This window comes from Bacteroides reticulotermitis JCM 10512, assembly GCF_000517545.1.
GTDB classification, from domain to species: Bacteria; Bacteroidota; Bacteroidia; order Bacteroidales; family Bacteroidaceae; genus Bacteroides; species Bacteroides reticulotermitis.
In genome coordinates, this window is sequence record NZ_BAIV01000008.1 from 146166 (window position 1) to 167412 (window position 21247).

Genomic DNA, 21247 nt, shown 5'->3' on the forward strand with positions numbered 1-21247 from the left:
TAAGATAATAGTATTTAATTAAAAAATAGAATGAAGATGAGAAATGTGAGTTTACTGTTGCTGTTAGGTGGTATGCTACTATTTACGACAGCATGTAGCGATGATAATGGAGTCAGCCAAACAGAGGTTGCCCTCAAACTGACGTCACAGAATGTTGAGAACCTAAAAGTAGAAAGTGGTAATTATACATTTTCCAACGTAAGCACCGGACTGGAAAACACCGTAGCTTATGGCAGCCAGAACCCACTAATGCCCGATGGTTTGTATAACGTAACCTTTATCGGTAAAGGCTCATACTCTTATACAGAAAAAGTGATAGACGAGATCATCACCAATGAAGATAAGACAAAAGATACCACCTATATCGAGACCGTGAAGGTGATTGAGAATGCTACTATACAAGGTACAAAGCAAAATGTATCTGTACAGAAAGGGCTCTTGAACCTTGATCTTGCTGTATATGTGAGTGGAGATACCGCTGAAAAAGATTTTGTAATAGCCGAAGTATTCGGTACAGGAACATATAATACGGTTGCTGCTAAAGCTTATAACGGCGATCAATACTTCCGCATCTATAACAACTCTTCCGAAGTGAAGTATGCCGATGGCTTAGTTTTGTTGCAGTCCTACTTTAAGACAAGCTCCAAATTCGACTATTCACCGGACATCATGAATGAAGCAATGACAGTAGATGTGGTAGCTATGGTTCCCGGTACTGGGAAAGATTATCCCGTAAAACCCGGAGAATCGATCATCATCTGTGACAACGCACTGAATCATAAAGAAGCGAATGCTAATTCTGCCGATTTGAGTAAAGCCGATTTTGAATGGTTTACCAATAGCACCAGTGCAGCGGCTCCTGATGTTGACAACCCGGAGGTTCCTAATCTGAATATGCTTTACAACTATACCAAAACAATTTGGGTTCTAGCTAAACAAGGTAATACAGCATTTGCCATCGGACGCTTGCCGGCCAATGTGTCGCCAGAAGCTTACTTAACAGCTTACACTTATGAAGTCTCTTGGGTAAATTCGGGTAATACGCTAAAGCAGACGAGATATAAGTTCCCCAATACATGGATTCTCGACGCAGTGAATTTAGGCCCAAAGAATGGTTTTGTATGGAATGTAACTTCGGCTTCATTGGATCTGGGACACACGTACTACGGTGTCAACGCTACCGTTGCCGAGAACTATAGCAAAGCAGTGGTACGTAAAGTCGCCTATACAACAGAAGATGGCCGTGAAGTATTGCAAGATACCAACAACTCTTCCGTAGACTTTACTCCTTCAGCTACTCCCTCTTTGCTTAAATAAATAAGATCGAATGAAGTTACGTATTCTTTTGGCAATTCTGTTAGGTATATTATTCCCCCCTGTTCTACAGGCGGGGAATGTAGCGGTAGACTCTCTTTCAATCGAACAGAGGCTACTGTTACATCATAATCCCCTCACTACTTTTCGGAGTCAGCTATGGGCAAATCCCGCGATGCATTATTACATCCGCGATTTTAGTCTGACATCGGTAAGCTTGAATGGACAGTATGAACGTCGGGGTGATGCCGCGGTGGTTCAGGAAGGCAATGGAAGTAAGAACTTCAGTTTTCAAGCGACCTCCTTCCTCAAACTAACCGATCGGGATCGCGTCTTTGGCGAAGTATCCTATACCAACGGTCGTCAGGAGAATGTAGTATGGAATGAGAATACCGATTTTGAACTGCTCTATCCTTATGTAACCGGCGATTCCATCGGTGGATTTATGAAAGGAGAAGAGTATAAGTTTTTGGGAGGATATGCTCACTCGGTTGGAGTGTGGACCATCGGAGCACAACTCAGTTACCGGGCTTCAATCAACTACCGCGATCAGGATCCTCGTCCTCGGAATGTTGTTTCCGATTTGGAGGCAAGTCTGGGTGTGGCGCGTGAGTTAAATCAGTATTATACACTTGGCGTGTCGCTGACAGGCCGGAAGTATAACCAACGAAGCGATATCAAGTTCCTTGCCGAAAAAGGAGCAACCTCGGTTTATCAGATGCTCGGCTTTGGCATCGACTATGTGCGTTTTGCCGGTACACAACTCTCGTCCAATTACACCGGTGGAGGAGTTGGAGCAAGCATAGACCTGCTTCCCCGTCGGGGATATGGACTCTCAGCGTCGGTCGGTTTCGATTATTTCCATTTTACTAAAGAGCTAACGAGCATTAACTATGCTCCGCTCACAGAGATAGCCAATAAAGAGTTCAAGGTGGAAATAGCCTGGACCTCAGCTAAGGCCGGAACGTGGGAATATGGAGCCAAACTAAATTCCGAAATCGCCCTGCGCGAAGGAACCGAAAACATCTTCGGAGATCCTACCGGGAATGTATATCCCATTCTTACGAGTGTGAATCAATATAAGAATACCACCACCCAAGTCCGCTTAACCGGAATTGTGGGGCAACCCAACCTCCGGTGGGGATGGACTTTATTGCCGACCGTGGGCTATAGCCAGATCAAACCGGAGTATAAAGGTGCCAGTCGTTTGATGGAAATATCCGCGATCAATGCGGGACTAAAGCTGCAATCGACTCGCAGAGTGAATAAACTCTTGCTGACCGCAGGAGCGGAGGGAGGATATACCTCAAACTTGAAATCGGAGTATTCCCTGCCGGGCTTGGACCGTACAAAGTCCGTTGGCCAGGCGGTGATGTCTAATATCGAATACCTTAGCGACGATCATGCGTCTGTCGGCCTTTCCTTGCGAGGAGATTACACCCTTTCGCCCAAGTATGCGCTTTTCGCTTCCGGGCGTTGGTTGCATCAGGCATATAAGACATGCGGCGCTACCAATTTTGGAGAAGTATCACTGGGGTTTGTCTTCTGACACTTTCCAGTGTTTTATAAATAATACCAAGCATAACTAATTAATAAACAAGAAAACAAGTAAAGATGAAAACAACAAGAATGACAATCGCCGCGGCAATCGTGGCACTGGCTTTCACCGCAACATCATGCGGAAACAAGGCGAAAACGAATGCAGGCGAAGCCGCTTCAACCGAACAAGTGGCAAGTAACGTTTTAGAGATCGATTCTCTGCTCGCCAATGCTGAAAACCTGGCTGGGAAAGAGGTGACCATCGAAGGCGTGTGCACACATACCTGCAAACATGGTGCTAAGAAGATCTTCCTGATGGGAAGCGATGATACGCAGACAATTCGTGTGGAAGCGGGTGCACTGGCGCATTCGATGCCAAATGTGTGAACGCTATCGTACGTGTGACCGGAACCCTGAACGAGCAACGCATCGACGAAGCGTACTTGCAGAACTGGGAAGCACAACTCAAAGCGAAAGCGAACGAGAAACATGGCGAGGGTGAAGCCGGATGCTCTACCGAGAAGAAAGCACGTGGCGAAACTGCTAACACACCTGCCGACCGGATCGCTGATTTCCGTGCCAAAATTGCCGATCGTAAAGCCAAATCAGGAAAAGAGTATCTATCTTTCTACTTTGTAGAAGCTACTTCCTATGAAGTTCAAGAGTAGCGACTTGCGTAAATGGAGCCGGATTATCCACCGGGATTTATCATTCTTCTTTTCCGGTATGGTGTTGATTTACGCCATTTCCGGCATCGTGATGAATCACCGGGATACGATCAACCCGAACTTCTCCATCGAACGCAAAACGTATAAAATAGCGGAAACGTTACCCGGAAAGTCGGAGATGACTAAAGAAAAGGTGCTGGCTTTGCTGGCACCTTTCGGTGAAGAAGAACACTATACGAAGCATTATTTCCCGCAAACGGATGTGATGAAGGTATTCCTCAAGGGAGGATCGAATCTGGTGGTCGATGTACGCACCGGAGACGCTGTGTACGAATCGCTCACCCGTCGCCCGTTGATAGGAGCCATGACGCGCCTGCATTATAATCCCGGTCAGTGGTGGACGTATTTCGCAGATATTTTTGCGGTTGGGCTCATCATCATCACCGTTTCGGGCATCGTGATGCTGAAAGGCAAGAAAGGACTCATCGGCAGAGGAGGTGTGGAACTGGTAGCCGGAATCGTTATCCCGCTTATTTTTCTCTTTTTCTTTTAACTATTGTAATTCATTCAAACTATGGAATCAATTATAGAATGTAAAAACCTGACGCACTATTACGGCAAACGGTTAATTTACGAGAACCTCAGTTTCAACGTGCCCAAAGGGCGCATCCTCGGTCTGCTTGGCAAGAATGGTACAGGCAAAACTACTACCATCAACATCCTGAGTGGGTATCTTAAACCCCGTTCAGGCGAATGTCGCATCTTCGGACAGGAGATACAAACCATGGACCCCGCACTGCGCCGCAACATCGGACTGCTGATCGAGGGCCATGTACAGTATCAGTTCATGAGTATCACACAGATCGAAAAGTTTTATTCGGCTTTCTATCCGGGGCAGTGGAGAAAGGAAGCCTATTACGACTTGATGAACAGACTCAAAGTCGCTCCCGGGCAACGCATCTCACGCATGTCGTGCGGACAACGGTCGCAGGTGGCACTCGGACTCATCCTGGCGCAAAACCCCGAGCTGTTGGTGCTCGACGACTTCTCGTTGGGACTCGACCCCGGCTACCGCCGTCTGTTTGTGGACTACCTCCGCGACTATGCCCGTTCGGAGAATAAAACGGTGTTTCTCACCTCGCACATCATTCAGGACATGGAACGCCTGATCGATGACTGCATCATGATGGATTATGGCAAGATACTCATTCAGCAACCCATAGACGAGCTGTTGAACAACGTACGCCGCTATACCTGCACCGTTCCCGAGGCTACGAGCTTCTGCCGACCAAAGGATTCTACCATCCCTCTACGCTGCGCAATACGTTGGAGCTATTCTCCTTCCTTGCTCCGCAACAAGTGGAAGAGCAGCTCAAAGCCGTGGCAGCGCCTTTTAGCGATCTGCATAGTGAAAAAGTCAATCTGGAAGACGCCTTCATAGGCCTGACCGGAAAATATTAATGCTTAATTCAAACGAAAGTGAACGCTATATTTTATAAAGAATGGATAAAGACGCGATGGTATTTCCTCCTGGCCGTTCTCACGACACTAGGATTTGCCGGCTATTGCATGCTCCGCATCAATCGGGTCATCGAACTTAAAGGAGCCGAACATATCTGGGAAGTGATGCTGCAACGCGATGCCATTTTTATCGATCTTTTGCAGTATGTTCCCCTGTTGGTGGGTATCTTAATGGCTATTGTGCAATTTGTACCGGAGATGCAACGCAAATCGCTGAAACTGACTCTTCACCTTCCTTACCCGGAATTGAAGATGGTGATGACCATGCTCTTCTCCGGATTGGTTTTGCTCGTGCTTTGTTTCGCTTCCAACTTCCTGTTGATGGGTATCTACATGAGTGGAGTCTTTGCTCCGGAACTAATCAGCCATGTGTTGCTTACCGGACTGACTTGGTATCTGGCAGGCATCGCGGGTTATTTGTTGGTCGCTTGGATCTGTCTCGAACCGGCCTGGAAACGTCGGGTACTCAATCTGGTGATAACCGTGTTGCTGCTGCGTGTGTTTTTCCTATCGCCTACACCGGAAGCTTACGTTAAGTTTCTGCCATGGCTGGCTGTTTATACCCTGCTGACCGCCTCTTTCTCGTGGCTGTCCATCCTGCGTTTCAAGGCAGGTAAGCAAGACTAGGGAATGTTGAACTTTGAAATATAAAAGTAGAAAGATGAAACGTTTTAGTACTATATTACTGTACGCCACCATTGCTTTCCTATTGGTATGGCAATTGCTTGGTGCTACAATTTCTTTGCAACCAAATCCGATAAAAGTCCGTTTACACTGTATAGCGGTGTGATCGGAGACTTTGCCCTCATGGTACCGCAAGAAGGAAAGGGGATGATCCGCCAGGATCTTTCCGGCCATGTTTACACCCAGGCCGAGTTCGATAGCATTCTGCCCATGTTCTACGCCCGTCAGCTGATGGCCGACGAACGCTTCCCTGATACCATTCAGGGAGTGGCGGTAACGCCTAAAATGGCGCAGGTGGAGAGTTTCACGTTCCGCAGCGTACCTTCGGACATCAACGCTCCCAAGGTAGCTCTATACGCTCTGATGGAATCGATGTCCGGACGAGTTGACCTGAAAATGCCGGACGATGTATTCCGCATCACCAAGCAGGGGATCGAGTTTGTTGACATTGCCGCCAATCAGGTAAACGCGGAAAAGAGTCAGCTCTTTACCGAAGCCATGCTGAAGAAAGGCTTTACATTCCCCGCACTCGAAGTGGCCGGCAACCCGACCGTGAAGAAAGAGTACGATGAAGGTTATTTGCTGCTCGATGCCAACCACCGCCTTTTCCATCTCAAGCAATTGAAAAGCCGTCCGTATGTACGCGCGGTCGAACTGCCCGAAGGACTTGAGCTGAAGCATCTCTACGTGACTGAGTTCCGGAATAAAAAGACATTGGCTTTCATGACCGACGTCAACAATGCCTTTTACGTGCTTAACAGCCGCTCGTATGAAGTGGTGAAAGTAGGAGTGCCGGCATTCAATCCGGAAAAGGATGCGATTACGATTATCGGAAATATGTTCGATTGGACCATTCGGATCAACTCCGCACATTCCGACAATTATTATGCGGTGAAAGCCGATGATTACTCGTTGATCAAATCGCTGGAACGCCCTGCTACCGAGCATTCATTACCCGGACTTAATTTTACTTCCTACGAAGATAAATACGTACTTCCCCGTTTCTAACGGCGCAGTATTTACGGGCAAATAAAAAAAATCCCCCTCATTTTTACCTGCAACGGGAATAGTGAGGGGGATGGCTATATATAAGTCTGACTAGTTTCTTGAAGTATTGGGAGACATCCACTGTCATAAACCTAAACAAAGCATTACGTAGAAAGTTCACGCTATTGTGTTAATAAAACGAAACCGACCTTTCTCACGAAAGATCGGTTCCTCTAAACTTAAAATCTTTCGCTTTACGAACTTAATAGCGAAATGGAATATCTTAATATCCTTAATTGTCTGCGAAAAGAGGGTATCCTTTCATCGTTTCGTTCACACGAGCGCGAACCTTTGCGATAACCGCTTCATTTTCGATATTCGACAATACAGTTTCAATCATTTCGGCAATTTCCAACATCAGGTCCTCTTTCGCACCACGCGTTGTGATGGCGGGAGTACCCAAGCGGATACCGGAAGTTTGGAAAGCCGAGCGGCTATCAAACGGAACCATATTTTTGTTTACCGTAATATCAGCTTCACCCAACACCTTTTCAGCTACCTTACCTGTCAGTTCAGGATATTTGCTGCGTAAGTCAACCAGCATCGAGTGGTTGTCTGTACCACCGGAAACGATGGTGAAGCCACGTTCGATCAATGCTTGTGCCAGTACGGCCGCATTTTTCTGCACCTGTTTGGCATAGGCCTTATATTCGGGTTGCAGGATTTCAGCAAAAGACACCGCTTTGGCAGCGATCACGTGTTCCAACGGTCCGCCTTGCACACCGGGGAATACAGCTGAATCGAGCAACTGAGACATCATTCTGATTTCTCCCTTCGGAGTTGTTTTGCCCCATGGATTCGGGAAATCTTTACCTATCAAGATTACGCCACCACGAGGTCCACGAAGAGTTTTGTGTGTAGTCGAAGTTACGATATGCGCATACTTCACTGGGTTCTCCAACAATCCGGCAGCGATCAGTCCGGCAGGGTGAGCCATGTCGATCAGCAGGATAGCACCCACTTTGTCGGCAATTTCGCGCATCCGTTTGTAATCCCATTCGCGAGAGTAAGCAGAGCCACCACCGATAATCATTTTCGGTTTCTCGCGTAAAGCGATTTCCTCCATCTGATCATAATCAACGCGTCCCGTTTCCTTGTCCAGGTTGTATTCGCAAGGCGTATAGATCAAGCCGGAAGTGTTTACCATCGAACCGTGTGACAAGTGTCCGCCGTGCGAAAGGTTAAGTCCCATGAACTTATCGCCCGGGTTCAGTACAGCCAGGAATACAGCGGCATTAGCCTGTGCACCTGAGTGTGGTTGAACGTTTGCCCATTCGGCCCCGAAAATTTCTTTCAGGCGATCGATAGCGAGTTGTTCGCTTTGGTCTACCACTTCGCAACCGCCGTAATATCTTTTACCCGGATACCCTTCGGCGTATTTGTTGGTCAGGCAAGAACCCATGGCTTGCATGACTTGGTCACTCACAAAGTTTTCGGATGCAATCAGCTCGATACCTTTCAGCTGACGTTGATGCTCTTTTTCGATGATTTCGAAAATTAAGTCGTCTCTTTTCATTCTCTTTATATATAAATAAGATTAAGTTTTCTACTTCGACATACCTATTAAGCGCACAAATTTAATGAAAATAAATGAAGAACAAGCTGAGAGCGGAAGAAAACTAAGCAAAAGATTAAAAAAGATCATTCTTTAGTCCGTCTTCCAGTTTGCTCATCCAAGTGTCGAACCGCGAACATTTGGCACGTATCCCTTTCGACAATGGATACCACCCTTTTCATACGCTTTTAGTTTAAAGGTTGTCCACCTATTATATTCTTTTCCCAGATTTCTCCCAAACTATAATCTTCCAGCCAACGGCTTAGCGACTCAGTATCTTGCCGCTGAAACACGGCAGCGTTATCTTTCCGATCGACCACTAGGATATCTTCCGGCCTGAAATTGTCTACCAAATTCACCGATTGAGTCGAGATGATGATCTGAGATTTTTCCGACGCCTGAATGATTAAATCAGATAGTTTCCGGATTGCTATCGGATGCAGTCCCAGCTCCGGTTCGTCGATAATGATCGTTTGGGGCGGTGTGGGTTGCAACAGCAATGTGACAAGGCAAATAAAGCGGAGTGTACCGTCCGACAGTTGATAGGCGTTGAAATAGTTGTCACGAGCCCCTTTTTGCTTCCATTCCAGTTGGATAACCTCTTCATTTAGCCGATTGGGTGCGAGGTTGAACCCTGCAAAGAACGGAGAAACCGAAGCGACCGTTCTTTCGATACGAGCGAAATGTTTCGGGTACTTCTCCTTGAGGTAATACAAAAAAGCGGCTAGGTTAGCCCCATTGCTTCTCAAGCTTACGTTATCGTTGATGTTGCAGTTGCCTTTCATCGGCGAACGATCGCCTGTGTCATGCAGGTGATACACATCTAAATCGCTCAGAATCCGACTGATATAATAGGTCTGAACCTTGTTTGTCGCCTTAAAACTGGACTCTTTCTGGTTCGTATCATACAGATGCATATCGAATTGACTCGAATTAAAGAGTGATGTTTCAATATGTTCGATGAATAAAGTATCGTGTGCTTCTTTCAGTACCACGATGAATCGGTTGTGCTCGTTCCTATTCCGCTCGGCAAAGAATAGATCGAAAGAGATGCTGTCCGTCTCTTTCTTGCCCATATATAACAAGCGGCCGGCTCCTCCCTCGGCGAGTACATAGTTTTGCAGATTCTGCTCGTACAGATTTCGTATAAACGTGAAGCTAGCGATGAAGTTACTCTTTCCAATACCATTGCCACCAATCATTATATTGATCGGAGCTAGGTCTACTACCTGATCCTTGATCGACTTAAATCCTTTAATGCCTAGTTTCGTTATCATCAATCCTTAGGTTTAGATGAATACTACACACAAAAATAAGCTATTAATCCGAGAAAAGCAACCTTTCTCTCTGGAAAAGACGCACTTAGAAAATCACCCCGAGCGAGAAACTCAGCGCGCTGTCGCGACGACGAAAGGTGATGTCGCTCACCCCGGTAGTCGTGCTGTTGTAAGTCACTGATTTCGAGATGTTGAACAGATCCTGTTCGTAGCGGAAGTCGAAGAAGATACGGGAGATGTTGACCCCTACACCAACCACAATGCTGGCGTTGAGCGGATGGATATTCTCGCGGATTCCTTCCTGGTCGAAGTTCTTGAACGTAATCTCGTTCTTCCGTCCCCAGAGATAGCGGAATTTAGGGCCACCGAATATAGACATACCGTACGGGCCCTGTTTCACCACGTTGTAGCCGTAGAGTACCGGGAAATCAATGCTGTGCAGCACCGATGTCACCGAGGCGTAATCGGGTTCGATATCGGGGTGTTGAGCGCCGAGTTTGTCGAAGCTGATGTCGCATTTGCTCACGTTGTACGATACTTCCGGTTGAATGAAGTGCTTCTTCATATTGATACGCATGAAGAACGCACCGAAGTACCCTATTTTATAGTTATTCTGCACCTCGTTGATGGTGACGTCCTGTATTTTGAGTTCGGATACGATAAACATAGAGGAGTTAAATCCTGTCTTCACACCGAAGTTAACCGGCCGGTGATTGGGACGATCCACTTTGTCGTACAGCTTGTCTTTACCCCAAGCTGAAAGAGTGATAGCCAGTAGTATAATTAGCAACAGTTTCCGTCTCATGGCAGTCATTCTATACGTTTTTTTTCCTTGCGTTTCTTCTCTACACTCCAGCCGAATTTTCCGATCTTCTCGCCCAGTTCGTAATAGCCGCCATGTACATAAACCAACGGATTAGCTTCCGCCAGCTCGAACTTGCCCGTTTTCGGATTCAGGTGGCGTTCGTCGGCGCGGACATTCACCACATCGGCTATGAACATATCATGCGAGCCCAGCGAAACGATCTCCTTCACCCGGCATTCGATGCAAAGAGGCGCCTCTTCGATGAGTGGGGCACGCACCACGGAACAAGGGCCGGGCGTGAGCTTCATCTCTTCGAATTTGTGATACTTCTTCCCCGACCGTACCCCGCACCAATCGGTGGCGAAGGCCATGTCGGAGGTAGTCAGGTTGATCACAAACTCCATATTCTTCTTGATAATGTCATAAGAGTGTCTTTCCGGGCGTACGGATATGTAACACATGGGCGGATTGGTGCAGATAGTGCCTGTCCACGCCACCGTGATGATGTTGTATTCGTCTTTCTCACTACCGCAGCTCACCAATACGGCGGGCAGCGGATAAATCATGGTTCCCGGTTTCCAGTCTTGTTTCATTTTCTGTTTTCTCAATTCCTCTGTTTACATACTACCTTAGAGAATGGTCAAGTCTTCTCTGTTCAGTTCTTTTTCGCAATAATGGCATCGTACCACACAGTTATCCTTGTCTATCACGTGGAATAGGGTCGGCATGGGTTCGTTGTTGGTGATGCACTTGGGATTGGCGCATTTCACGATCGCGTACAAATTGTCCGGCATCTGCACCTCCTTCTTTTCCACCACCTCGTAGTCACGGATGATGTTAAGCTTCACGTGCGGAGCCACTACGGAGATACGGTTGATCTCCTCGTCGCCGAAGAATTTGTCGGTAATCTTAATAATTCCCTTCTTTCCAAGCTTTTTACTGTCGAGGTTGAACCCGATAGTAATGTTGGTGCTCATATTCTCCACCCGTAAGAGCTGTACGACTTGAAACAGCTTTTCCGAAGGGATATGGTCAATCACTGTCCCGTTTTTGAGGGCAGCTACTTGCAGTTCTTCTTTATTCTGGCTCATATCGTTTCGTTTTTAATATCCTCTAAAGTGATGCCTAATACGTCGCAAAGGATGGCTTCGCGAGCATACAGCCCGTTTTGTGCCTGCTGAAAATAGTAGGCTTTGGGGTTGTTGTCTACGTCATACGCTATTTCGTTCACGCGGGGTAGCGGGTGCAGGATGCGTAAGTTGTCGCGCGTATTCTCCAGCATTTTATTGCGCAGGATGTACACGTTCTTCACCCGTTCATACTCCATCAGATCGGTGAAGCGTTCGCGTTGCACGCGGGTCATATAGAGGATGTCGGCATCGGCAATAACCTCCTCGGTGAAGTCGGTATGCTCGGTGTATCTGATCCCGTATTCCCGGCAATACAGCTTGTATTCCTCCGGCATTTTCAACTCCTCGGGGGCGATGAAATGGAAGGTCGGGTTGAAGTGGCGCATGGCCATCAACAGCGAGTGTACGGTGCGTCCGTACTTCAAGTCACCTACCAGATAAATGTTGAGATTCTCCAAGGTACCCTGCGTCTTGTAGATCGAGTAGAGGTCGAGCATCGTTTGCGAGGGGTGTTGGTTGGCTCCGTCTCCTGCGTTCACCACAGGCACGGGGGCTACTTCACCGGCGTAGCGAGCGGCGCCTTCGAGGTAGTGTCTCATTACAATAATGTCGGCGTAACTGCTCACCATCATGATGGTGTCTTTCAGCGTTTCTCCTTTCGACGAGCTGGTCACTTTGGGATCGGTAAATCCGATAACACGCGCTCCAAGGCGGTTGGCGGCGGTTTCAAAACTCAGACGGGTGCGGGTGGAAGGTTCAAAGAACAAAGTAGCGACGACTTTGTCATGCAATAACCGGCGGTTAGGGTTCATTTCAAACTGTTTCGCCATTTCGATCATGTAGAGTATTTTCTCTTTCGAATGTTCGGCAATGGTTACTAAACTTCTGTTTTCCATTTTGTTATCATTTATATGGGTAGACCTAGTTTTACCGGAGTGTAAAGGTACGAAGAAATTGTGAGAAACCGGCAAAGAAAAAGATAAATAATTATCGAAGAGAGTGGGTAAATGGATGGTTTGGAAGCGGGAATCCGTTGTTTGACAGGGAAGTGGGACGGATAGAAAGAGCGATGTTGGCCGGACGCGGAGGTAGGGAATGAATGAATGTTAGCGGGTGCATCCGGAACTCAACGTGCTTTTTCCGGCATATATGCTGTGCGAATGGGGGATAATAGAAAATAAACCGGGGCTGTAGTAGTCTTTATACCGATTTAAACGGTGTAGAAGCGGGGAGGGGCACGGGTGATCCTATGCGGTATGGATTGGAGATAAAAGTTGGCTGCCATTCAGTATGGATAAAAGATGAAAAAGAGTGCTGATTTAGTAGTGTTAAATAGGTGAATATGAGTGTTTATTCGGGATGATTGCCAAGTGAAAAACGGACAATTCCGAAGGGATATAAAGCCGATTTCCTTCGATGAATAGGGCGGAAAATGAAGATCGTGAGGTCGGGAAAGAGGCGCGGGGAGAGGAAGCTAAACCTATGGAAACTAGGCTTAAACGGGATTTAACAAGGTCGAAAGTAGGCATAACCCGAATGAAAGTGTGAAATTATATTAATCAGTCGCTGTTCATTGCTTACTCACGGCTTGGTCAATCACTGCTCAATCTCTGACTAGCAAACTGCAAAGTGTTAAAAAACGACCTATCTTCCTGTGAATCAAGCCAAAATTGGCTGTACACGCGCGTATAACAGAAAAGAACAGAAGAGAACAGAAAAGATATATATCGACGTTGTCAATATATATGGGATTTTTCGCCGCTAGACACTCTCTTTCGAGAGCATCTCGATTTGGAGGCTTTCAGCGTTCTTGTTTTTTTCGACCGCCCCGTTTGCGGGAATTCACCTCGCTGTTTTTTATATAAAAAACTATAAGCGTTTCTCTGCTCCTGATTTTGAATCAACCTCCGGCGGTGCTGTATCGCAGCTACAGGCCCCAGAATACAGTATCCTACCTGCATCATATCGCAGCCACAGGCTCCCAAGCATAGTTTTCTATCGGCAGAACCCCACAGCGTCAATTGCCTAAACTCAACTTCCGGTCTAGGCTATATCACAGCCACAGCCTTCCAAGCCCAGTTTTCTTCGTCCCGATTTCCACTCACAGCTTGATCGGAACCCACTTTCCCCAAAGCCATTCACGGCAAGCAAAGCCAAGCTGATTTCCCACCCGATGCTGTCCAACAAAAGCAGGCCACATTCCGCACAAACACTGCTCCGGCAGGGGATGACTCCCCGGAGCCCCGGGCAGATTTTCAAATGCCCAGGCTCCGAGACCATTTGCCGAGGGCAAATTAAACTTTACCCCTGGGCAAACGAAAGCCAGCTGGAAGCATGCTACTGAGTTTGCTAAAGATTGTCAGTTTGGGCTGAAATATTTGTCAAACTCGTTGGCTGAATACTGGAATTTAACTACCTTTGCAACGTCAATCAAAGCGTTGTTTAAGTTAGAAAAATCATGATTCGAAAAATAATAAAAATTCTCTGGGTTCTTTTGGCGATATTCGGGTTGATTATCGCCCTGCTTTTTGTCTCTATCTCCAAAGGCTGGATCGGCTATATGCCACCGGTGGAAGAACTCGAAAATCCCAACTATAAATTTGCCACCGAAGTACTCTCGGAAGACGGTAAAGTGCTCGGTACATGGTCTTACAGCAAGGAAAACCGTGTCTACGTTGGCTATAACGAACTATCGGTCAATGTTGTCAATGCCCTTATCGCCACCGAAGACGTCCGTTTTGCCGAACACTCCGGAATCGATATCAAGGCCCTGACCCGTGCAGTGGTGAAACGTGGATTGCTGTTTCAGAAAAATGCCGGAGGAGGTAGCACCCTGTCGCAACAGCTTGCCAAACAGCTGTTTACCGACGAAGTGGCCAAAAACACCATGCAACGCCTATTCCAGAAACCGATCGAGTGGGTGATTGCCGTCAAGCTCGAACGCTACTACACCAAGGAAGAAATTCTGAGCATGTATCTCAACAAATTCGACTTCCTCAACAACGCTGTCGGTATCAAGACCGCTGCATACACCTACTTCGGACGAGAGCCGAAAGACCTCAAGATCGAAGAAGCCGCCACCCTGATCGGGATGTGTAAAAACCCCTCGCTCTACAACCCCGTACGCTTCAACGAACGTGCCAGAGGTCGTCGTAACGTCGTGCTCGATCAGATGCGCAAAGCCGGCTACATCAGCGAATCCGAATGCGATTCCCTGCAAAAAACGCCGCTCAAACTTGCCTACAACCGGGTTGACCACAAAGAAGGCCTGGCAACCTACTTCCGTGAATACCTCCGTGGCATTATGTCCGCTCCCAAGCCTTCCAGAAGCGATTACCGCAACTGGCAGATGCAGAAATACTACGAAGATTCACTTTCGTGGGAAACCAACCCGCTTTACGCTGGTGCCTGAAAAACCAGAAGAAAGACGGAACGCCCTACAACATCTACACCGATGGGCTGAAAATCTATACAACCATCAATTCACGGATGCAGCATTATGCCGAAGAAGCCGTCAGAGAGCATTTGGGCGAATACCTGCAACCTCAATTCTTCAAAGAGAAAAAAGGCCGTAAGAAAGCGCCTTTCAGCAATATGTTGTCCGAAAAAGAGGTCGACGACATCATGGAAAGAGCCATGAAACAGTCCGACCGTTACCGCCTGATGAAAGACGCCGGTTATTCCGAAAAAGACATCCGCAAGGCATTCAATACGCCTCAGGAAATGTCCGTATTCAGCTGGTCAGGCGAACGCGACACCATCCTTACGCCGATGGACTCCCTGCGTTATTACAAGCACTTCCTCCGCACCGGATTCATGTCGATGGACCCACTCAACGGCCATGTAAAAGCCTATGTCGGTGGACCCAACTATATCTACTTCCAGTACGATATGGCCATGGTAGGACGCCGTCAGGTGGGATCAACCATCAAGCCGTACCTCTACACCCTGGCGATGGAAAACGGATTTTCACCCTGCGATCAGGCCCGTCACGTAGAACAAACCCTGCTCGACGAGAACGGTACACCTTGGTCGCCACGCAACGCCAACAACAAACGTTACGGCGAAATGGTCACCCTGAAATGGGGGTTAGCCAATTCCGACAACTGGATTTCGGCCTACCTCATGGGCAAACTCAACCCGTATGAACTGGTACGCTTGATCCACAGCTTCGGCGTACGCAACAAAGATATTCAACCCACCGTTTCGCTCTGTCTCGGACCTTGCGAAATCTCCGTAGGCGAGATGGTAAGTGCCTACACCGCATTTGCCAACAAAGGCATCCGCGTGGCCCCCTTGCTCGTTACCCGCATCGAGGATAGCGAAGGCAATGTGATATCCACGTTCAACCCGCAAATGTCCGAAGTAATCAGCGCGACCAGTGCGTACAAGATGCTGGTGATGCTGCGTGCCGTAATCAACGAGGGAACAGGCGGACGTGTTCGCCGTTACGGAATCACAGCCGACATGGGGGGTAAAACGGGAACAACAAACCGCAACTCCGACGGATGGTTTATGGGATTCACCCCATCACTCGTATCCGGTTGCTGGGTAGGCGGTGAGGAACGCGACATTCACTTCGATACCATGACCTTCGGGCAAGGCGCATCCCTGGCACTTCCCATCTGGGCGAAATACATGAAGAAAGTCTACGACGATGCCTCCTTGGGGTACAGTCAGCAAGAGCGTTTCAAGCTGCCTAACGGATTCGACCCGTGTGCCGGTTCGGAAGGAGCCGATGGCGAACCTGTGGAAGAGACCGGATTGGACGATTTGTTTAACTAATCCGGGGTTACGTCGTGCATAAGTGTCTCATCTGCATCGGAAGTAATCACAACCGGAAGGAGAACCTACTCCTGGCACAGCGGAAACTGACGGATTTATTCCCCGGCATCCACTTTACGAGCGAGCAGGAAACAGACCCGCTGTTTGTGAAAAACCCGGCGAAATTCTCCAACCAACTCGCCGTATTCTTCGTCGATAAAGCGGAGAAAGAGGTGCGGAGAAGCCTGAAAGCTATTGAAGCCGCTGCCGGACGCCAGCCGGCCGACAAGCAACAAGAAAAAATTAGCCTGGATATCGACCTGCTCACGTACGACGGCCGGATACTCAAACCGGACGATCTGACGCGTGCATATGTCGTGAAAGGACTCGAAGAACTAAAAGAAAAACAGCTATGAAATTTCTCGGAATTATACCCGCCCGCTATGCCTCTACCCGTTTCCCGGGCAAGCCGTTAGCCCTGTTGGGTGGAAAAACAGTCATACAACGTGTGTACGAACAAGTGGCAGGTGTGCTCGACGATGCCTATGTAGCTACCGACGACGAGCGAATAGAAACGGCCGTGAAAGCTTTCGGAGGTAAGGTCGTGATGACCTCGGTCGATCACAAAAGCGGCACGGATCGTTGTTACGAAGCCTGTTGCAAGATCGGGGGCGACTTCGACGTGGTAGTCAACATTCAGGGCGATGAACCATTCATCACCCACTCGCAACTGCAAGCCGTTCGGGCGTGCTTCGACGACCCCACCACCCAGATCGCCACACTCGTCAAACCGTTTACAGCCGACGAACCCTTCGCCGCGCTCGAAAATGTCAACTCACCCAAAGTTGTACTCAACGCCAATCGGAACGCGCTCTATTTCAGCCGTTCCATCATCCGTACCAGCGCAATGCCGGGCAGGAAGATTGGTTGAAAAATCATACCTACTACAAGCACATCGGACTCTACGCGTATCGTACCGGTGTGCTGAAAGAGATCACCGCTTTAGCCCAATCTTCGCTCGAACTGGCCGAGTCGCTCGAACAATTGCGTTGGTTGGAGAACGGATATACCATCAAAGTGGGGCTTAGCGATGTGGAGACAATCGGCATCGACACCCCCGAGGATCTGAAGCGTGCCGAAACGTTTCTGAACAACAGAAAATAAGCTCATGGATCGTAAGATACAGCCCAATATACAAGAACTGAAGAATTTTAGCATGTCCCCTCCGGTGCGGTCTACGTTGCCCAACGGGGTTCCGCTGACCGTAATCAATGCCGGTGACCAAGAGGTCGTGCGCATCGACATCCTGTTTACCGGGGGACGCTGGTATCAGACACAACCCTTGCAGGCGTTGTTCGCCAACCGGATGTTGCGTGAAGGTTCCCTTCGATTCACCGCCCAGCAGATAGCCGAAAAACTCGACTATTACGGGGCATGGCTCGAACTCGCCAGTTCATCCGAATGCGCGTACATCACCTTGTATTCGCTCAACAAATACCTGGCGGAAACGCTCGAAGTATTGGAATCAGTGATCAAGGAACCCACCTATCCGGCTAAGGAGTTGCAGACGGTTATCGACACCAATATTCAGCAACACTTGGTCAACCTGACCAAAGTGGACTTCCTGGCACAGCGACAATTGCTGCGCTCGCTCTACGGCGAAGGGCATCCCTGCGGCCATCTGGTGTCGGAAGCCGATTACCGGGCAATTACTCCCGACGTACTCCGCGCCTTTTACGAGCAGTATTACCATTCGGACAATTGCGCCATTTTTCTATCCGGATATGTCACCGACGACACGATCAGCCGGGTGACGGACGCTTTCGGGGTTCCTTTCGGACGCCCGTTGCCGAAAGCTTTGCTACCGGCATACAGTTTTCAAGCCGTCCCACAGAAGCGGATCACCGTTGAACGGGAAGACGCTCTGCAAAGCGCGATCAAATTGGGCTGCACCACCATCACCCGCCAACACCCCGATTACCTTAAAACACGGGTGTTAATGACGCTTTTCGGTGGCTATTTCGGTAGCCGGTTGATGTCGAACATTCGCGAAGATAAAGGCTATACGTACGGCATCTCCGCAGGTATCGGCTTCTATCCGGACAGTGGTATGTTGGTTATCTCCACCGAAGCGGACAACGAATATGTGGAGCCGTTGATCAACGAAGTCTATCGCGAAATAGACCGGCTGCATGAAGATTTGGTTCCCGTGGAGGAGTTGACGATGGTACGCAACTATATGTTGGGGGAAATGTGCCGCAGCTACGAATCGCCTTTCTCGCTGGCGGATGCCTGGACATTCATCTATGTGTCAAGTTTGGACGATGCGTACTTCAATCGCTCGCTGGAGGCGCTCAACGAGGTTACCTCCTCGGAAATCCGCGAACTGGCGCGTCGCCATTTATGCAAAGAGACATTAAAAGAGGTCATCGCAGGTAAAAAGTTGCCATAATTTGCCTGCCAAGGGAGAGATTTAAAAAGAGAAATACTATCTTTGTCCTATCCTGATTTTATTTTAACAAATCAACTAAATGAAGAAATATCTATATACTGCACTTTTACTGGCGTTTCTATCGCAAGATGGAGCCAGGCGCAAGACAATAAAGGGGGATTCTTTAGTAAGCTGAAAGACACTTTCTCCTCGGACATCAACATCGGAAACTACACGTTCAAAGACGGTAGTGTTTATACCGGCGAGATGAAATCACGCAAACCCAACGGCAAAGGAAAAACAGTCTTTGTCAATGGCGATGAATACGAGGGAGAATACGAGAAAGGAAGACGTCAGGGATACGGCATTTACACATTCCCCGATGGCGAAAAATACGAAGGACAGTGGTATCAGGATCAGCAACACGGCAAAGGAATCTACTATTTTATCAACAACAACCGCTACGACGGAATGTGGTTTCAGGATTACCAACACGGCGTGGGAACGATGTATTACCACAACGGCGACCTGTATGAAGGTAACTGGGTTAACGATAAACGCGAAGGCCTGGGAACCTATACGTGGGTCAACGGAGCCAAATATTCGGGCAGTTGGCTGAAAGATAAGAAAAACGGCAAAGGCTCGATGGTTTGGGACGATGGCTGTAAATACGATGGCGACTGGAAAGACGATGTGCGTCACGGAAAAGGTGTTTTTGAATACACCAACGGCGACAAGTACGAAGGTGATTGGAAGGAAGATATTCAACACGGTAAAGGCACCTACTTCTTCCATACGGGCGACCGTTACGAAGGCGATTACCTGCTTGGCGACCGTACCGGACAAGGTGTTTACTACCATGCCAACGGCGATAAGTACGTAGGTGGATTTAAAGATGGTATGCAGGAAGGAAAGGGAACTTTCTCCTGGGCCAACGGAACGGTTTACGAAGGTAACTGGCGGAACAACAAACGTTCCGGACGGGGTACGTACAAATGGAGCAACGGCGATGTGTACGATGGCGAATGGGAGGACAACCGTCCCAACGGACAAGGTACGCTCACGACAGCTGCCGGAACGAAATATAAAGGTGGCTTTGTCGATGGATTGGAAGACGGACAGGGCGTGCAGATTGATAAAGATGGCGTTCGTTACGACGGATTCTTCAAACAGGGCAAACGCAACGGGCCTTTCGTGGAAACAGATAAGGACGGTAAGGTGATTCGCAAAGGAACTTATAAGTTCGGCAAGATGCAATAATCGCTCAGCCAACGGATGCCCGGAAAGGGTCGAAGTTTACAAGAATTAGATAGATAGAAATAGAAGATAGTTGTCGAGGTTTATCCCGGCAACTATCTTTGTTTTTAGGAGCTATTTCGCTGTTAGCAGTGTGTCGGCCGGCTACGTGTATAGCCAACAAAAAAGGCGATGCTCGATGCACCGCCTTTTGTATAATTGTCAGTCGACAATTACAGAATGTATTGTGAACTGATTGATTCGTTGTTTACCACCCGTTGAATGGTCAGGGCAAACATCTCGGCAATGCTCAGCTGTTTCACTTTGGCGCATTTCTTGGAGTAGGGGATGCTGTCGGTGAATACCATCTCTTCCAGACTGGATTCCTGTACCCGGAATGAAGCGGGATCGGACATCACACAGTGACTGGCAATGGCACGTACCGAAATAGCTCCGGCTTCCAACATGATGTTGGCGGCTTTGGTTATGGTTCCTGCTGTGTCGACAATATCATCGATAAGAACGACGTTTTTGCCTTTCACATCACCGATAATTTGCATGGTAGCCACTTCGTTGACTTTCTCACGCGATTTATTGCAAAGTACCAGAGGTACGCCCAAGAATTTAGAGTAAGTGCTGGCGCGCTTTGAACCACCTACGTCGGGCGTGGCAATCACCAGGTTCTCCAGGTTCAACGACTCGATGTAGGGCACAAATACGCCCGAAGCATAGAGGTGGTCAACCGGAATGTTAAAGAATCCCTGAATCTGGTCAGCGTGCAGATCCATCGTAATCAAACGCTCAATACCGGCTACTGAAAGAAGGTCAGCTACCAGCTTGGCTCCGATGGATACACGAGGTTTGTCTTTCCGGTCCTGTCTTGCCCATCCGAAATAGGGGATAACGGCTACAATTCTTTTGGCAGACGCACGCTTGGCGGCATCAACCATCAGGAGTAGTTCCATTAGATTGTCAGAAGATGGATAAGTTGATTGAACCAGAAAAACGTGTGCTCCACGAATTGATTCTTCATAAGAAACTGCGAACTCGCCGTCAGCGAAATGGGTAATGTTCATGTTTCCCAAAGGGCAATTGAGGCTCGCGCAGATTTTTTCTGCAAGATATCTCGAGTTAGTTCCCGAAAATACCATAAAGGGTGCTTTTTCGCTCATTTTGTAATAGTTGTTACCTATTGGTTAATTTGCGTGCAAAGGTATGAATTCTCTCAGCATTTTAAAAGACTTCTTGTAGAAAAAATACTTTTATATCTAACTTA

The 21247-nt window shown here is 48.1% G+C and carries 14 protein-coding genes and 6 pseudogenes; 12 read left to right on the forward strand and 8 right to left on the reverse strand.

The annotated features are described in order from the left end of the window. The first annotated feature begins 30 nt into the window (after window positions 1-30). The 7 genes and pseudogenes from JCM10512_RS06860 (at window position 31) to JCM10512_RS06890 (ending at window position 6734) form a co-directional block, all read left to right on the forward strand. The gene (locus JCM10512_RS06860; protein WP_044161643.1) at window positions 31-1317 is read left to right on the forward strand and encodes a DUF4876 domain-containing protein; all 1287 of its coding nucleotides are present in this window, start codon (window positions 31-33) and stop codon (window positions 1315-1317) included. 10 nt (window positions 1318-1327) lie between these two features. Beyond that, window positions 1328-2863, forward strand: coding sequence for a DUF6850 family outer membrane beta-barrel protein (locus JCM10512_RS06865; protein WP_148298301.1), 1536 nt, complete (start codon window positions 1328-1330; stop codon window positions 2861-2863). Window positions 2864-2928: 65 nt separating this feature from the next. After that, a pseudogene (locus tag JCM10512_RS06870) lies at window positions 2929-3521 on the forward strand (hypothetical protein). Beyond that, a complete protein-coding gene (locus JCM10512_RS06875; protein WP_044161645.1) occupies window positions 3505-4074 on the forward strand; it encodes a PepSY-associated TM helix domain-containing protein in 570 nt (189 codons plus the stop codon). Before JCM10512_RS06870 ends, JCM10512_RS06875 begins: the two are co-directional and overlap by 17 nt. 21 nt (window positions 4075-4095) lie before the next feature. After that, window positions 4096-4982 (forward strand): annotated as a pseudogene (locus JCM10512_RS06880) (ABC transporter ATP-binding protein). Between the two features lie 18 nt (window positions 4983-5000). Continuing rightward, window positions 5001-5669 carry a hypothetical protein gene (locus JCM10512_RS06885; protein WP_044161647.1) on the forward strand — a complete coding sequence of 223 codons (669 nt, stop codon included), beginning with the start codon at window positions 5001-5003 and terminating at the stop codon, window positions 5667-5669. A 34-nt stretch (window positions 5670-5703) separates the two neighbouring features. Beyond that, window positions 5704-6734, forward strand: a pseudogene (locus tag JCM10512_RS06890) (DUF4857 domain-containing protein). Window positions 6735-7005: 271 nt separating this feature from the next. Here JCM10512_RS06890 and glyA read toward each other — a convergent pair. The 7 genes from glyA to JCM10512_RS22420 form a co-directional block, all read right to left on the reverse strand. After that, complete coding sequence (gene glyA / locus JCM10512_RS06895; RefSeq protein WP_044161649.1) at window positions 7006-8289, reverse strand: serine hydroxymethyltransferase; 1284 nt, start codon at window positions 8287-8289, stop codon at window positions 7006-7008. A gap of 227 nt (window positions 8290-8516) precedes the next feature. Continuing rightward, complete coding sequence (locus tag JCM10512_RS06900) at window positions 8517-9605, reverse strand: AAA family ATPase (RefSeq protein WP_044161651.1); 1089 nt, start codon at window positions 9603-9605, stop codon at window positions 8517-8519. 85 nt (window positions 9606-9690) lie between these two features. Beyond that, entirely contained in the window at window positions 9691-10410 is a 720-nt protein-coding gene (locus JCM10512_RS06905) for a porin family protein (protein ID WP_081741243.1), read from the reverse strand. Between the two features lie 5 nt (window positions 10411-10415). After that, a complete protein-coding gene (locus JCM10512_RS06910) occupies window positions 10416-11003 on the reverse strand; it encodes a flavin reductase family protein (protein WP_044161655.1) in 588 nt (195 codons plus the stop codon). Between the two features lie 36 nt (window positions 11004-11039). Next, the gene (gene pyrI / locus JCM10512_RS06915; protein ID WP_044161658.1) at window positions 11040-11501 is read right to left on the reverse strand and encodes an aspartate carbamoyltransferase regulatory subunit; all 462 of its coding nucleotides are present in this window, start codon (window positions 11499-11501) and stop codon (window positions 11040-11042) included. Continuing rightward, window positions 11498-12436, reverse strand: coding sequence for an aspartate carbamoyltransferase (gene pyrB, locus JCM10512_RS06920; RefSeq protein ID WP_044161661.1), 939 nt, complete (start codon window positions 12434-12436; stop codon window positions 11498-11500). Before pyrB ends, pyrI begins: the two co-directional genes overlap by 4 nt. Before the next feature lie 1147 nt (window positions 12437-13583). After that, window positions 13584-13799: a hypothetical protein gene (locus tag JCM10512_RS22420; protein WP_148298302.1), complete on the reverse strand. Its 216-nt coding sequence runs from the start codon at window positions 13797-13799 to the stop codon at window positions 13584-13586. Window positions 13800-13998: 199 nt separating this feature from the next. Here JCM10512_RS22420 and JCM10512_RS06925 point away from each other — a divergent pair. The 5 genes and pseudogenes from JCM10512_RS06925 (at window position 13999) to JCM10512_RS06945 (ending at window position 19995) form a co-directional block, all read left to right on the forward strand. Continuing rightward, a pseudogene (locus tag JCM10512_RS06925) lies at window positions 13999-16325 on the forward strand (transglycosylase domain-containing protein). A 14-nt stretch (window positions 16326-16339) separates the two neighbouring features. Then, complete coding sequence (locus JCM10512_RS06930) at window positions 16340-16720, forward strand: 2-amino-4-hydroxy-6-hydroxymethyldihydropteridine diphosphokinase (RefSeq protein WP_044161663.1); 381 nt, start codon at window positions 16340-16342, stop codon at window positions 16718-16720. Further along, a pseudogene (gene kdsB, locus JCM10512_RS06935) lies at window positions 16717-17468 on the forward strand (3-deoxy-manno-octulosonate cytidylyltransferase). Before JCM10512_RS06930 ends, kdsB begins: the two are co-directional and overlap by 4 nt. Window positions 17469-17472: 4 nt before the next feature. After that, a complete protein-coding gene (locus JCM10512_RS06940) occupies window positions 17473-18756 on the forward strand; it encodes a M16 family metallopeptidase (protein ID WP_044161665.1) in 1284 nt (427 codons plus the stop codon). A gap of 79 nt (window positions 18757-18835) precedes the next feature. Further along, window positions 18836-19995, forward strand: a pseudogene (locus tag JCM10512_RS06945) (phosphatidylinositol-4-phosphate 5-kinase). Between the two features lie 209 nt (window positions 19996-20204). Here JCM10512_RS06945 and JCM10512_RS06950 read toward each other — a convergent pair. Next, window positions 20205-21143 carry a ribose-phosphate pyrophosphokinase gene (locus tag JCM10512_RS06950; RefSeq protein WP_044161667.1) on the reverse strand — a complete coding sequence of 313 codons (939 nt, stop codon included), beginning with the start codon at window positions 21141-21143 and terminating at the stop codon, window positions 20205-20207. Window positions 21144-21247: the final 104 nt, after the last annotated feature.